This is a genomic window from Lysinibacillus pakistanensis (genome assembly GCF_030123245.1).
Classification (GTDB): domain Bacteria; phylum Bacillota; class Bacilli; order Bacillales_A; family Planococcaceae; genus Lysinibacillus; species Lysinibacillus pakistanensis.
Genome location: NZ_CP126101.1, coordinates 543489 through 559202, shown reverse-complemented (window position 1 = coordinate 559202; position 15714 = coordinate 543489). Strand labels below are relative to the sequence as shown.

General features: G+C 39.6%; 15 protein-coding genes. 3 read left to right on the top strand and 12 right to left on the bottom strand.

The annotated features are described in order from the left end of the window. The first annotated feature begins 7 nt into the window (after window positions 1–7). The 3 genes from QNH24_RS02745 to QNH24_RS02735 are packed head-to-tail and all read left to right on the top strand — an operon-like array spanning window position 8 to window position 3155. The gene (locus tag QNH24_RS02745) at window positions 8–787 is read left to right on the top strand and encodes an enoyl-CoA hydratase/isomerase family protein (RefSeq protein WP_283870646.1); all 780 of its coding nucleotides are present in this window, start codon (window positions 8–10) and stop codon (window positions 785–787) included. A 14-nt stretch (window positions 788–801) separates the two neighbouring features. Beyond that, window positions 802–1962: an alpha-hydroxy acid oxidase gene (locus tag QNH24_RS02740; protein ID WP_283870645.1), complete on the top strand. Its 1161-nt coding sequence runs from the start codon at window positions 802–804 to the stop codon at window positions 1960–1962. Continuing rightward, a complete protein-coding gene (locus QNH24_RS02735; RefSeq protein ID WP_283870644.1) occupies window positions 1959–3155 on the top strand; it encodes a CaiB/BaiF CoA transferase family protein in 1197 nt (398 codons plus the stop codon). Before QNH24_RS02740 ends, QNH24_RS02735 begins: the two co-directional genes overlap by 4 nt. A 156-nt stretch (window positions 3156–3311) precedes the next feature. On the opposite strand, the gene QNH24_RS02730 is transcribed toward QNH24_RS02735, so the two are convergent. From QNH24_RS02730 to QNH24_RS02675, 12 genes are all read right to left on the bottom strand, one after another. Next, window positions 3312–4511: a glycine C-acetyltransferase gene (locus QNH24_RS02730; protein ID WP_283870643.1), complete on the bottom strand. Its 1200-nt coding sequence runs from the start codon at window positions 4509–4511 to the stop codon at window positions 3312–3314. Between the two features lie 58 nt (window positions 4512–4569). Then, on the bottom strand, window positions 4570–5646 hold the full coding sequence (locus tag QNH24_RS02725; protein WP_283870642.1) for a nucleotide kinase: 1077 nt from the start codon (window positions 5644–5646) through the stop codon (window positions 4570–4572). Window positions 5647–5744: 98 nt separating this feature from the next. Beyond that, complete coding sequence (locus QNH24_RS02720; protein WP_283870641.1) at window positions 5745–6380, bottom strand: YczE/YyaS/YitT family protein; 636 nt, start codon at window positions 6378–6380, stop codon at window positions 5745–5747. Between the two features lie 163 nt (window positions 6381–6543). Then, the gene (gene ybaK / locus QNH24_RS02715) at window positions 6544–7038 is read right to left on the bottom strand and encodes a Cys-tRNA(Pro) deacylase (protein WP_283870640.1); all 495 of its coding nucleotides are present in this window, start codon (window positions 7036–7038) and stop codon (window positions 6544–6546) included. Window positions 7039–7060: 22 nt separating this feature from the next. Next, the gene (locus QNH24_RS02710; RefSeq protein WP_283870639.1) at window positions 7061–7819 is read right to left on the bottom strand and encodes a hypothetical protein; all 759 of its coding nucleotides are present in this window, start codon (window positions 7817–7819) and stop codon (window positions 7061–7063) included. 314 nt (window positions 7820–8133) lie between these two features. Next, entirely contained in the window at window positions 8134–8706 is a 573-nt protein-coding gene (locus QNH24_RS02705; protein ID WP_283870638.1) for a VanZ family protein, read from the bottom strand. Window positions 8707–8911: 205 nt separating this feature from the next. Further along, entirely contained in the window at window positions 8912–10447 is a 1536-nt protein-coding gene (locus QNH24_RS02700) for an acyl-CoA carboxylase subunit beta (RefSeq protein WP_283870637.1), read from the bottom strand. 256 nt (window positions 10448–10703) lie between these two features. After that, window positions 10704–11486: an enoyl-CoA hydratase gene (locus tag QNH24_RS02695; RefSeq protein ID WP_283870636.1), complete on the bottom strand. Its 783-nt coding sequence runs from the start codon at window positions 11484–11486 to the stop codon at window positions 10704–10706. Further along, on the bottom strand, window positions 11486–12400 hold the full coding sequence (locus tag QNH24_RS02690; protein ID WP_283870635.1) for a hydroxymethylglutaryl-CoA lyase: 915 nt from the start codon (window positions 12398–12400) through the stop codon (window positions 11486–11488). Before QNH24_RS02690 ends, QNH24_RS02695 begins: the two co-directional genes overlap by 1 nt. Before the next feature lie 15 nt (window positions 12401–12415). Beyond that, a complete protein-coding gene (locus QNH24_RS02685) occupies window positions 12416–12628 on the bottom strand; it encodes an acetyl-CoA carboxylase biotin carboxyl carrier protein subunit (RefSeq protein ID WP_031418413.1) in 213 nt (70 codons plus the stop codon). Window positions 12629–12697: 69 nt separating this feature from the next. Next, complete coding sequence (locus QNH24_RS02680; RefSeq protein ID WP_283870634.1) at window positions 12698–14056, bottom strand: acetyl-CoA carboxylase biotin carboxylase subunit; 1359 nt, start codon at window positions 14054–14056, stop codon at window positions 12698–12700. Window positions 14057–14071: 15 nt separating this feature from the next. Beyond that, on the bottom strand, window positions 14072–15706 hold the full coding sequence (locus QNH24_RS02675; protein ID WP_283870633.1) for an AMP-binding protein: 1635 nt from the start codon (window positions 15704–15706) through the stop codon (window positions 14072–14074). Window positions 15707–15714: the final 8 nt, after the last annotated feature.

Genomic DNA, 15714 nt, shown 5'->3' with positions numbered 1-15714 from the left:
GAGCACTGTGACAAAGGAAATTTATATAGAGAAAAATGGTTATATAGCAACTTTAGTGATTAATCGTCCTGAGAAACGTAACTCTTTATCAAGGGCAATGTTTCAGGCTATTTTGAATGAGCTTTATTATTTAAGCTCTGACCCTTCGATTAAACTTTTAATTGTCCGTGGTGTGAATGAAGTTGCTTTTTCTTCGGGGGCTGATATTAGTGAGTTTTTAGATATTCGTTATGCTGCTGACAACGCGAAAGCATATAATGATTTAGCATTAAAGGCAATTGATGCACTCTATAAATTTCCGCACCCAACCATAGCTATGATACAGGGCTTAGCGATTGGCGGTGGCTTAGAGTTAGCAAACGCCTGCGATTTTAGAATTGCTACACCCAAAAGTAAATTAGGTATCACTGCAGCAAACATTGGAATTGTCTATAATCTTGAAAGTACCAAACGTCTTATCAATATTGTTGGAGTTGCTAAGGCAAAGGAAATTTTATACACAGCAAACATTTTTACTGCTGAAGAAGGAAAGCGCATTGGCTTGATTACTGCCCTACATGAGCCAGGGGATATTGAAAATGCCACACTGCAATTCGCTGAGCATCTCTTAAGTAAATCATCTATTGCCAATGCAGGCATAAAAAAAATTATTCAAGCTATTGTAGATGGAGAAAATGAAGAAAATGATGTGTTAGCTCAAATCATTCTCGACTCCTTTAGCTCAGAAGATTATAACGAAGGCATACAGGCATTTTTAAACAAAAGAAAGCCCATTTTTAATAAATAAGTGAGGTAGTGACGATGACAAATACAACTAATGGAGACCTTCTATTAAAAAATATAACTGCCCAAGCTCCCTTCCCTATTTGTTTTGCCGATTTAGAGAAGGCTGTAGCGGAAAAAATGGAAGCTGGACCTTTTGGCTATATACGCTCTGGTGCAGGAGGCGAACAAACATTGCGCAATAATCGTGTTGCTTTTGAAAAGTATTCCATTGTGCCCCGCTTTTTAAATGATGTTTCCAATGTTGACACTTCGATAAAGCTTTTCGGAAAAACATATCCAACACCCTTTTTATTTGCACCTGTTGGCATGAATAAAATGGCGCATGATGATGGAGAGCTTGCAGTTGTTCGCGCTGCTCAACAATTAAAAATACCCTATATACAAAGTACAGTTTCTAGCTATGCCCTTGAAGAGGTTGCACAAGCTGCACCTACGGCTACAAAATGGTTTCAGTTATATTGGTCTACCAACGAGGAAATTGCTTATAGTATGGCCGCTCGAGCAGAGACTGCTGGCTTTGAAGCAATCGTTCTTACAGTCGACACAGTTATGCTTGGCTGGCGTGAAGAGGATGTACGCAACCAATTTTCGCCTTTAAAGCTAGGCTATGCAAGAGGAAACTATATCAATGATCCTGTTTTTATGGCTTCCCTGCCAGATGAATCATTTGAATCCTACGTCCAGGGTGTGTTGCAAAATGTTTTCCATCCTACCTTAAGTTGGGAAAATGTACGTGAATTAAAGCGCCGATCTAATCTCCCTATTTTATTAAAAGGTATTTTACATCCTGAAGACGCAAAGCTAGCTATAGAAAATGGTATCGATGGTATTATTGTTTCAAATCATGGGGGTCGCCAACTGGATGGTGTAGTAGGATCACTTGATGCGCTTCCTGCGATTGTCAAAGCGGTAAATGGACAAATTCCAATCATTTTAGACAGTGGCGTGTATCGTGGTATGGATGCCCTAAAAGCACTTTCTTTAGGGGCAGATGCAGTAGCGATTGGTCGGCCTTTTGTCTATGGGCTGGCGTTAGATGGACAGCATGGAGTGGAAAAAGTCATGACGAATCTATACGATGAATTGAAAGTTTCCATTGCTTTAGCAGGCGCAACCTCCCTTCCAGCCCTACGAAATATTACTCTAGTGAAAAAAGATGGAGTCGATGAAAAATGAATCAAGCATTGCAAGGTTTAAAAGTTGTTGATCTATCACAGGTGCTTGCTGGTCCATACTGCACAATGGTATTAGCAGATATGGGGGCTGAAGTCATTAAAATTGAGAAGTATCCCAGTGGAGACGACACACGTACAATGGGTCCCTTTATTAATGAAGAAAGCCATATGTATATGATGGTTAATCGTAATAAAAAAGGTGTTTGCTTGAATTTAAAAACACCTGAGGGATTAGAACTATTTAAAGAGCTTATCCAATCGGTAGATGTGCTTGTGGAAAATTATCGGCCTGGCGTCACAAAAAAATTAGGGATAGATTATGCAACATTAAAAGATATGAATCCTGGCCTTATTTATTGCTCTATTTCAGGTTATGGTCAAACAGGTCCTTATAGTCAAAAAGGCGGCTACGATATTATGGCGCAAGGACTTAGCGGCTTAATGCATATGACTGGTGAAGCAGATGGCAGACCAGTAAAGGTTGGCTTTGCTGTAAACGATATTGCGGCTGCTCAAACAGCATTGCAGTCTATTTTAATGGCCTATATTTACAAGCTGCGTAGTGGTGAAGGACAATATATTGATGTTTCCTTAGTAGAGTCTGGACTGGCATGGACGGTTTGGGAGGCTGCAGCCTACTTTGGGCAAGGCCAGCTCCCTGAGCGAACAGGTACTGCGCATCGTGTCTCTGCACCTTATCAGGGTTTTAAAACACAGGATGATTATATTTTAGTTGGTGCAGGTAATCAAAAGCTATGGGAGATTTTTGCCACCAAAGTCGTCCACCGTCCAGATTGGCTGAGTAATCCACTATTCGCGTCAAACTACTTGCGGGCTCAAAATGTTAAAGCATTGGAGGAAGAAATCGAAAGTGAATTAGTAAAGCATAAAGCTGCATATTGGCTTCAGCTTTTAGATGAATATGGTGTACCATCTAGCCCAATCTATTCCTACGATCAAACATTGAATGATCCTCATATTTTGGAGCGTGGCATGGTCCTGTCCTATGAGCATCCAACGGCTGGGCCAATGCGTACACTAGGCTTCCCAGCGAAATTTTCTCAGACCCCTGGACAGCTAACAAAAGCCGCTCCAACATTAGGGCAGCATAATGAGGAAATTTTAAAATCATTGCATGTGACAGATGAACGCATCAAACAGTTAAACACCGCAAATATCTTTCATTCAAAATAGAGCTTATCCATTTTTAACGTTTTAATATATTGATTCACTCTAGCTATCCATCACTTTGAGGGTTCTATCCGTTGATTCAGTTTACCTATCCGTCACTTTAAATGTTCTATCCATCTAAATATAAAAAAGGGTGCCTCACGAAGAGGAGACCCTTTTTTATTGAATAACGCCTAGTTCGCGACCTACTTTTTCATAAATTGCGAGTGCATTATCCAGCATTTCTTTTGTATGAGCCGCTGTAGGCATATTACGAACACGACCTGTACCCTTTGGAACCGTTGGGAAAACGATTGATTTCGCATAAACGCCCTCTTCAAATAAGCGTCGAGAGAAATCCTGCGTCAGCTTTTCATCGCCAATAATACATGGAGTTATTGGCGTTTCGGATTCCCCAATATTAAAGCCTAGCTTAGCAAGCCCTGATTTTAAATAATCGCCATTTTCCCAAAGTTTATCATGAAGCTCAGTGGAATCAATTAACATTTGTACTGCTGCCGTAATCGCTGCCACATCGCCAGGCGGTAATGCTGTTGAGAATAAAAATGGACGAGAGCGTACTTTAAGCCAGTCAATTAAGTTTTTCTTACCTGCGACATATCCGCCAACAACGCCAATCGCCTTAGAAAGTGTACCAATTTGGAAGTCGATTTCTTTTTCTAAGCCGAAATGCTTCACTGTACCCTTTCCTTTACCTGTAACACCTGAGCCATGCGCATCATCTACATACGTAATTAAATCAAATTCCTTTGCAATCTCCACAATTTCCGGCAGTTTAGCAATATCGCCATCCATGGAGAAAACACCATCAGTAATGACCATAATTTTATTGTATAACCCAGATTCTTTTGCTGCTTTTGCCTTCGCACGTAAATCATCCATATCAGAGTGATTAAACGCAATGATTTTCGCCTTTGATAAACGACAACCATCGATAATAGAAGCATGATTCAATTGATCTGAAAGAATCGCATCATTTTTATCCATTACAGCTGAAATCGCTGCCATATTACAATTAAAGCCTGATTGATAGGAAATAGCTGCTTCTGTTCCTTTAAATTCAGCAAGCTTTTCCTCCAGTTTAACGTGTAGATCAAGCGTACCATTTATAGTACGAACAGCACCTGCTCCGACACCATATTTATCAATTGTCTCTTTGGCAATACGCTTCAATTCTTCATTTGTTGCTAAGCCAAGATAGTTGTTTGAGGACAAGTTAATAAGATTTTTGCCGCGCACCTGAATAACAGGTCCATTGGCTCCCTCTACTGGATCAATCTCGTTGTATAAGCCTTGGTCTCTTAAGTCTTGTAGGTTTTCGTCTAAAAATGCATTTAATACTTTTGACAAGCGTATCATCCTTTCCTAGGAAAACTGTTCTAGCTCCTAGTGTAGCATAAGCATGCCAATTGAAAAATTACTTTGTTAATCTTTCGAAAAGTGGAGCAGTTTTTTCTCGCCAAAGTGAAGTAGATAAACAATGGTCCAATAAACGCCGAACAGTATACTCCGCTTCTGCATATCGCTTGGAGTAGCCCATCGCATCCTGTATAGCCTCTTTATACTTTGCACGGATATCTTCGATTAGAACTTCTGCATCCTGTGATAATGCACAATGTTTCCCTATATCAAAAATTTCATCTCCCAGTCTGCCATCCTGTGGATCAAAGACATGTGGTTCTGTACTATCAAATATACAAAAATTTAATTCCGGGATAATGACCATATCAACAGAGCCTGCATCTAAACCGCACCAAATAATTTGTGTATCTAGCCCTCTCTTATTGGCTTCATCAGCTAAGTCCTTCATCAAGGAAGATTTACCGGTTCCCGGCTTACCTTTTATCATTAATCGGCGAGCTAAATTTTTAGTAATACTCTCTACTGTATTTTCAGCGCCTCTTGGTGTTAATGTTCCTAGTAAGCGATGTGTGCGTAGTCCAGGTTTATTTAAAATGATTGATTGAAAAACGTTTGTTTTTAACATTTCCACTTGATCATTTAATGCTTGCCAATTCATACAGCTTTGTGTGACAATCTCCCAATCGTCATGAATCTTAATAGCTTTACTTAGCATAGCGATACATTTATCACGCCATAACTCTCGTTCCTTCATTGCCTCAGCAAGCTGTTCGCCAACTTTCTCGAGCTGGAGGTCCTCTAAACAATCATAAAATGATAGCACACGATGCTTTGTTCCAAGGAAAGTCGGTTCAATCCCCCATTCAGATGACCAAATATAGAGTCGATTACACCCTCGAACAAATACCGCCTCTACAACATCCTCCAACAGCGCGTCCTTGAACCATTCTACAGCAAAGCCTTGCTTGACATAAAAATAACCAAGCTCTTTTAAAAGCTCCGACCCCTTCATTGTTGGAGCACCCTGCAAAAGATAAACCAATTCCGCCTCATCCATCATTTCTTTATATAATTGTTTAATTCCCTGCCCTGTCAATGCGTGTCCAAAATAATAGGTCACATTTCCGTTCAATACCGCTCCTCCTTTACCCTATGCCCTGCATTATATGAAACAACCGCAAAAAAAATGAGAAGCTACTTCTATCCTTTATGATAAAAGTAGCTTCCTATTTAATAGAAAGGCTTCATATCCTCAATATTGCCAATACACTTCATTAAAAGCTTTCGACAATAAGGTAATGAATATTGCACAATATAGCCTGATGTTAAAGCAATCACCACTGTCCCAACACCCACAGGTCCTCCAAGCAACCAGCCGAAAATTGTCACTAGCACCTCTATACCCATTCTCGCCGTTTTAATGGTACCACCAAATTTTTCAACCAGAATCATCATCAATGTATCACGTGGTCCAGCTCCCATATTAGGTGCAATATACATGCCACAGCCAAAACTTAAAACAAATAAACCTATCACAAAATAAGTAACCTGTAAGCTATATATATTCGTTGATGGCAATAGCCAATTAAAAACATCTATAAATGATCCAATTAGTAGCATATTAAGCCATGTTCCTATCTTTGGCCATTGTCGTAAAACAATTGAGGTCGAAGCAACAATAAAAAGGCCTGTTAAAATAGACCACGTCCCAATCGATAAACCAAAATTTTGGAATAAACCCACATGCAACACATCCCATGGGCTTGTCCCTACAATCTTGCCCTTAATAGACATAGTAATCCCAAGGGACATAACTATTAAGCCGCCTATAAAAAATGCCCAACGCCACCCCATAACTTTTTGCATTTCATAACCCTCTCTATCTATGTATGTATGATTGCTCTAACTGTACCATAGTTTCTATAAAAAACGAGGAGATGTGTTTTGCCTTCTCTTATAAAAATGTTTTGGTTACCTAAGCGGTTCACTTTAACAAAGATTTAAATCCAAATAAAAAACTACCCACCTTTCATTCATGGGTAGTTGTAATCGCTTCCAGCTTTGCTTTCGTGATAGCAATTAAATCAGCTAATTGTACATGGATTTGCATTCCAATTTTACCAGCGCTAACAATAATATCGCCTTGCTCTTGTGCCGATACGTCAATGACTGTTGGATAAAGCTTTTTCATGCCTACAGGTGAGCAGCCACCACGGACATAACCTGTATAGCTCAGTAACTCCTTGACAGGAAGCATTTCAATTTTTTTCTCTCCTACAACCTTAGCAGCAGCTTTTAAATCAAGCTCTTGAGCAACAGGAATAACAAATACAAAAAGCTTTTGCGCGCTTGCCTTTGCCACTAATGTTTTAAAAACGCGAGAAGCTGGATGGCCAATTTTTTCAGCGACCGAAATACCATCTACTTGACCATCACCGGTTTCATATTCAATTACTTCGAATTGTATTTTTTGTTGCTCTAACAATCGTATAGCATTCGTCTTAGCATGTTTTGGCTTTGCCATAATAAAACTCCCATCTGCAACATTAAGCTATCATCGAGAACGTAGCTTCATTCCCTAGTCGATAGCCGTTTTTCGCCATTTGGATATGGGTAGCATATTTTTCAGAAGCATGTTTAAATGTCAGTGCCTTGAATGCCTCCCCATAGCTCTTACCGAAAATTGTATCTGCAAATGGATTTAATATCAATTCCTTCGAAAAACGTTCTGGTACTTTGACCTCAATGCCTTCATTAAAATAAGCAGGCTCGTTGTCAGTTATTACATTTTGATTGAATTCCTGCCCCTGTAATTGTGCCTGAATTTGTTGAATTTGCGCATTTGCACTTGCCGCTATACGTAAATCTTGGGTGGAAGGCTGTGCTGGTGTTAAAGCTGCATTCCGTACCTGCTCTAAAATCCGCAAAGTATTTTCGGGATTTATTCCAACTACATCTTCATCATCTGATAGCTGGGAGGAGGAAATTGATTCAACCCCCTCACTGCTGACCATCTTATTTGCTTGTTCATGAGCCAACACATTCTTTTTAGTTTGTTCCATCTCTTGAAAAATGGCTTGTTGGTGGGGCGTGACTTCCTGTGATTCCTCTTTTTGTTGCTCGTAGAGGTCTAAATCCTTTTGTCCTAATAATAAATTCTCAAGCTCTTGTAATATTGGATTTTTCTTTGGCTGAAAATACAAAGCATTTTTTCGATAGGCATCTCCTGCTTCTTTTCGCTGTAATACTTTCTTGCGATTTGAAGGTGAAATTCTTTCATGTTCTATTAAACTTGATATTTTCATATAATCACCTCTGCTTTCTTATTTAATATGCAAGTTAAATATTAGATATGATAATAACCCTCTATTAACTATATCTCTACCACCTGAACAATTTCTGTACACTCATTATCGGAATTTTCTATATTAAATTCAAGTATAAATTACTACTAACCTCCTAAAGAAATAATCAATTTTCACTAATATAGGTATAAATACCTTTATAAAATCCTATATTTTCTTTTAATTATAATATTTCTACGAAACTTAATACTTTTTCCACTTTCCAAATAGTGTTAATTCCATATAAAAAAACAGTCTTTTGGCATAGACTGTTTCTAACATTTTTTTTTAGGTTTAATAAGGATACTTTTATAGGCTAGATAACCCAACCATGCGCCTAGCGTATTTAAAAGTAAATCATCAATATCTGCGGAGCCAACCGTAAAAATAAATTGTATCGTTTCTACTGCTAAACTGGATAAAAAACCTACACAAATCACTGCCCAAGCTTTACGAAACCTTTTGGACAACAAAGGCAACAAAAAACCCATTGGTGTAAATATTAATAAATTGCCGAGTAAATTAATAATAATGATTTCCAAATTAAAATACTGAGAGTAGTTTATATAGCGTAGAATAGTTTCAAAGGGTACAAAATTTGTGGTTAATCGCCAGTCACTATAATCAAACAGACCTAATTCAACGAGTGAGTATTCGTCCTTCCATAAAACTAGGATGACATCTACTAGACGATCAATGACTAATTTATAAAAAGCAATAAATGAGTAGATACAAAAAATTATCCACCCTATTATCTTTATGGGAAAATAATATGTATCAATCCATGAACGATAAGGCAATGGGAGTTTGGCATCACCTTGCATATTAGAAATATTATTTTTTTGCATGCCTAAACAACCCTACTTCCTTTAGATTCTTCCCATATTTTAATATGCCTCCCATTCCCATGCAAGAGATATATTAAGTTAGGTTTCTATTTAGGCATGTTTAGACATATTCAAAAAGCCGACTCATACCATTGAGCCGGCCTTGTCGTTTATCTACGGGATTTCCACACAAACCAAGCTTTAGGGAAAAGTCTCTCCAATACTTTTAAACGGGATTTACTCCATGTTTACGTTCCGAGAATAATAAGTATTTTGACATATATAGCTCTAAACGTGATTCAAGTACTGTTCTTAAATCATTCGGCGCAATTACATCGTCAATGATTAGCTCTGATGCTAAACGATAAACATCAATTTCCTCCTGATATTCTTTGCGTTTTTCCGCAATAAAGCTTGCTTGCTCCTCTTTCGGAAGCTCTGCAATTTTATTGGCATATACAGCGTTCACTGCGGCCTCAGGTCCCATTACGGCTATTTGAGCATTGGTTAGTGCAATACAGCAATCCGGCTCGAATGCTGGGCCTGCCATTGCATACAATCCTGCCCCATATGCCTTACGAACAATGACCGTCAGCTTTGGAACCGTTGCTTCACTCATAGCAAATATCATCTTTGCACCATGGCGGATAATGCCAGCCTTCTCAACCTGCGTTCCAATCATAAAGCCTGGTACATCTGCAAGGAAAAGGAGCGGTATATTGAACGCATCACAAAGGGAAATAAATTTTGCAGCTTTATCAGCCGAATCGTGGAATAATACGCCTCCTTTTACACGAGGCTGGTTTGCAATGATGCCAACCGATTGTCCTTTAATACGACCAAGCCCAGTTATTAATTCGGGAGCAAATAATTTTTTAACTTCACAAAATGAATCTTCATCAATAATTCGATCGATTAATTTATACATATCGAAAGGAACATTTTGATTTTCAGGAATTAATTCTTCAATGGACTTATCAAATGATGCTGGTGGTTTTGCCTCTTCGACCCTGCTACGTTCTGCATAGTTATTTGGGAAATAGCCTAAATATTTTCTAGCATATGCAATGGCTTCCTGCTCTGTTTTAACGAGTACATCTCCACAGCCAGAAACCGAACAATGCATTTTTGCACCACCCATTGTTTCTAAATCTACCTTTTCCCCAATAACCATTTCTGCCATACGTGGAGAACCTAAATACATAGATGCATTGCCCTCTACCATAACAACAATATCGCAAAAGGCAGGAATATAAGCGCCACCAGCTGCGGATGGTCCGAACAATAGGCATATTTGTGGTACTTTCCCAGAAAGTTTTACTTGATTATAGAAAATACGCCCAGCGCCTCTTCGACCAGGGAACATCTCTAATTGGTCTGTAATACGAGCACCTGCTGAATCAACTAAATAAAGTAATGGACAGTTTAACTTTTCAGCTGTTTCTTGAATACGAATCATTTTTTCCACTGTACGTTTACCCCAAGAGCCCGCCTTAATTGTTGAATCATTCGCTAATACACAGACAGTACGACCATGTATTTTACCGATTCCTGTTACCACACCATCGGCTGGCAAATCACCTGCTAAACAGTTCGCATAGAGACCATCCTCTGATTGTAATCCATCGTCTAGTAATAATTCCAGTCGTTCCCGTACAAAGAGCTTTCCTTGTTGTGCATTTTTATCATGATATTTCGGTAAACCACCTGCTAAAATTTTATCCTTTAGTGTAGTTGAATTATCTGTCGAAATATTGCCCATGTTAATTCCTCCCTTTGCCCAATCAGTTATGCCATAATATCCTGGCACTTAGTGGCCTTTTGGTTTCTTACAAAAAAAATCAATTTCGCTTTGGCGTAATTGTAGCTGCCGCTTTGCTTTCGATACAAAAGACATTTGCTGAATGCAGATAAACTATCTCCTACAATCCACAACACCCATCCTTGCTGCATCTGTTTATTCCCGCCTTAAACAGCAGCAACAGAATTACAGCTCCATATTCATATAGAAGAAAATTTTATTTCCCTGAGTATTGTGGTGTGCGCTTTTCTTGGAAAGCAAGTAAACCCTCTAATCGATCTTCTGTAGGGATCAGAGCACTATATGCGAGCGATTCGATTTTTAAGCCACTCGCTAAATCCACCTCAACCCCCTGATTCATCGCTATTTTTGCCTGAATTAAGGAAAGCGGAGCATTTTTAGCCATTTCTTGTGCAAGCTCTATTGCCTTAGCATGTACCTCACGGCCCTCGTAAACGTACTCCACAATGCCATAGTCCTTAGCTTCCTCAGCACTTAATCGACGCGCTGTATAGATTAATTCCTTTGCTTTTCCTATGCCGATTAAACGTGGAAGACGCTGCGTGCCACCTGCTCCTGGAATAATGCCAAGAGAAGTCTCAGTAAGTCCGACTTTTACATGTTTAGCAGCAATACGTAAATCGCATGCTAATGCTAATTCTAGACCACCTCCAAAGGCGACACCATTTAATACAGCAATGATAGGTTGGGAAAGTGCTTCTACTTTCGTTACAGTTGCACCAATTAACTGGACAATCTGCCTAACCTGTTGATCAGACATACCCTTACGCTCTTTTAAATCAGCACCTGCGCAAAATGCCTTTTCCCCAGCACCTGTTAATAGCACTACTCGTACTGCTGAATCTCCGTTGATGTGATCAAGTGTTGCACCTAACTCTTTTAGTAGTTGGACAGACATCGCATTTGCAGCGTCAGGTCTTGTTAATGTTATAAGCCCAATGCTTCCTTCTACTATTTCAAAACGAACGAGTTGCGTCATTATTGAATCGCACTCCTTTCATTACGGACAATTGCCATCTGTTTAGATGCAACAGTCTTTCCAAGTTTCTTTTCTATAAAAAATGCCGCCTCTAGCACTTTATTCATCTCTACACCTGTTTTAATACCCATTCCATCTAATAAATATAATAAATCCTCCGTGGCCACATTGCCTGAAGCTCCCTTAGCATATGGACATCCCCCTAGCCCACCAAGTGCACTATCAAATTTTGTTATGCCCATTTCTATGGATTTTAAGATGTTAGCGAGTGCCGTACCTCGTGTATCATGAAAATGCATAGCAAAATGCTCTACAGGGTACCTTTTTAGCAATTCGTTTAATAAGCTTTCAACCTGAGTCGGCACGCCAACGCCAATCGTGTCACCAAGTGAAATTTCATCAATACCCATTTCTAATAATTTTTCAGTCACTCTCAAAACCTTTTCCGGTTGTATGTAACCTTCATAGGGGCAGCCTATCACTGTTGAAATATATCCACGCACATTTTTATGAGCTGCCTTGGCTCCTGTAACTACTTCCTCTATTATCGGAAATGTGTCTTTAATCGTTTTATTTATATTGCTTTGATTATGGCTTTCACTGGCTGACATAAAAACGCTCACTTCATCTACTTCCGCCTGCAATGCCCGCTCTAAGCCGCGCATATTCGGTACGAGTGCTGCATACGTAATATTTTTTTGCCGTTTAATGGCCTGAAGCACTTCTACTGCATCTGCCAATTGCGGTATCCATTTTGGATGCACAAAGGATGTGACCTCTATATAATTCAAACCTGTATGACTAAGTAAATTTACTAGCTGTACCTTGTCAGTAGTTGAAAGATGAGTCTTCTCATTTTGCAAGCCATCACGAGGGCCTACTTCCTTTATCGTTACATGTGTTGGTAGTTGCATCCAAAAGCCCCCCTCTTATTCAATTTCTAAAATATCATCATCAACATTAATGAAATCTCCTTCATTGGCAATGATTTTTGTTACCACGCCATCCTCTTCTGCCGCAATTGGAATCTCCATTTTCATGGACTCTAATATTGCTACATCTTGACCAGCTGTCACTTTTTCTCCTTCTGCCACCACGATTTTCCATACTGTTCCCGCCATGCTTGCTTTTACTGTTGCCATTGTCCATCACTCCTAATTTTAAGTAGGGCATTCGCACGTGTAAGAGGGTGCGAATGCTTTGAATTTTTTTTATTTTGACTGTGCTAATTGCGGTAAATAATATTCATCCACAAATTTAGTCGTTGTATTGCCTTTTAAAAATTGTTCATGTGTAACTGTCTTCAAGAGCATTGGAATATTTGTTTGAATTCCTTCCACTTTATAAGCTCGAAGTGCTTGAATAAGTCTTTCACATGCAATTGCGCGTGTATTTCCCCACACAATTAACTTGCTTATCATTGGATCATAGAAAGGTGTTACCGTTGAATCTGCCTCTACACCACATTCATGTCGAATACCTTCTCCCTGAGGTAGCTCTAGCGCTGTGATAATACCTGGCGAAGGGAAAAACGTGGAAGGATTTTCAGCATATATGCGTACTTCAATTGCATGCCCTTCTTTTTCAATGCTCTCCCGTGTAAACGTTAAAGGCTGTTTTGCTGCAATCTTTAATTGCTCCTCCACCAGATCCAGCTTTGTAATTTCCTCTGTTACGGGATGCTCCACCTGTAGACGTGTATTCATCTCTAAAAAGTAAAATTGTTGATTCGCATCTACTAGATACTCAATCGTACCAGCATTCACATATCCAATATGCTTTGCTGCCTTGACGGACGCTTCTAGCATACGCTCTCTTGTTTCATCTGAAATGAAGGGAGATGGTGCCTCCTCCACTACTTTTTGGTTTCTCCTCTGGATTGAACACTCACGTTCGAAGAGTGGTACAACATTGCCATGATGGTCTGCAATTATTTGAACCTCAACATGGTGTGGATTGGCAATAAATCGCTCCATATACATTGTTCCGTCTCCGAAAAATGACTGTGCTCGCTTTTGATTTCCCTCAAATGCCTTTGCTAGCTCCTCAGAATTTTCAACAAGCTGCATACCGATACCGCCACCACCAGCAGAAGCCTTTAACATAACTGGATAGCCAAGACGTGCAGCTATTGCAACTGCCTCTTCTACATTTGCAATAGGTGTTTCTACACCTTCTACAATTGGGACACCCGCTGCCTTCATCGTTTTTCTTGCCTCTAATTTACTTCCCATCGAGGCAATAACCTCTGCACTCGGTCCAATAAATGTAAGGCCTGCCTCTGTACAACGTTTAGCAAAATCGGCGTTCTCCGATAATAAGCCATAGCCTGGATGAACAGCATCCGCACCGCTTTCCTGTGCAATTTCAAGAATACGATCAATATTTAAATAGCTCTGTGCAACAGGCGGCTTTCCTACACAATATGCTTCATCTGCATCTTTAACATGAAGACTGGCAGCATCGGCCTCTGAATACACTGCAACTGTTTGAACATTTAGTCGCTTACATGTTCTTATAATCCGCCTAGCGATCTCCCCACGATTGGCAATTAAAACCTTCTTGAACATATTACCGCCCCCTTCCTACATTACTGTCGCAACAAAATTCTCACGTAATTTATACTTTTGAACCTTCCCTGATGCAGTCATTGGATAATGATCAATAAAGAAAATATGTCGCGGAATTTTATGTCTAGAAATTTTATCTCTGCAAAAATCCCGAATCTCTTCTTCTGTTGCTTGTTCTCCCTCTTTTAGGATAATCCAAGCAGCCGCTTCCTCCCCATAAACTGGATCAGGGACACCAGCCACCTGTACATCAGAAATTTTTGGATGTTTGTATAGGAACTCCTCAATTTCTCTTGGATATAAATTTTCACCACCACGAATAATCATATCCTTTAAACGCCCTGTTACTCGAATATAGCCCGCTTCATCCATCGTTGCTAAATCTCCCGTATGCAGCCAGCCTTGCTGATCGATGGCAAGATCCGTTTCTTCTGGATTTTTATAATAACCTTTCATCACGTGATAGCCTCTTGTGCAAAGCTCACCTTGCTCAAGTGGTGCAGCTTCTTCATCCGTACCAGGAACGACAATTTTAACTTCTAGATTCGGTAGGGCACGGCCAACTGTTTCTACCTTTAATGCGAGTGGGTCATCTGTTCTTGTTTGTGTAATTACTGGCGATGATTCTGTTTGACCGTAACAGATGGTAATATCCTTCATCCCCATTTTTTCGATAACAGCCTTCATCACCTCAATAGGGCAGTTAGAGCCAGCCATAACACCCGTACGTAATGTGGATAGATCAAATGACTCAAAATTCGGTAAATTGAGCTCACTAATAAACATTGTTGGTACACCATGCAACGCTGTGCATTTTTCTTTTTCAACTGTTCTCAGTACCTCAGCAGGTGAAAATTCCTGTACTGGCACCATCGTCCCACCAGTTGTTGTGATAGCCAGTGTTCCAATGACGCACCCGAAGCAATGGAAGAACGGTACGGGAATACATAAACGATCCTTAGAGGTTAATTGCATGCATTCTGCAATATTTATAGCATTATTCACTAGGTTATAATGCGTCAACATCACGCCCTTTGGAAAGCCTGTTGTACCAGAAGTATATTGAATATTAATAACATCATCGTAATGAAGCGATTGCTGTCTTTGATCTAATTGCTCCTCTGTTACTTGCTCAGCAGCAGCTAAAACCTCAGACCAATTAAGTACTCCAGGGAATTTCGTCTCACCGATTAAAATAACATTCTTCAATAAAGGCAGTCGCTTAGCTTGTAAATTACCAGGTTCACAATGCTCAAGCTCTGGACATAACTCTTGTAGTGTATTGATAAAGGAATGGTCGCGATAGTTTTCAATTAAAAAAATTGTCTTTGCATCGGATTGCTTTAATAAATATTCCAACTCACTTGCACGATAATTTGTATTTACTGTGACGATTGGGGCGCCCATTTTGCCTGTACCAAATTGTAACTGTACCCATTCTGGAACATTTGTTGTCCATACTGCGATATGCTCGCCCTTTTCTATACCGAGAGCCATTAGCCCTCTTGCAACTAAACGACTTTGACGATTTAACTGCTCATAGGTCATTCGTAAATCCCTATCTGTATATACTAATGCTTCGTGCTGTGGATACTTCTCAGATTGTTCATCTAGCAATTGACCAATAGTTTGATACACAAGTTCTGCCATGAGAATCC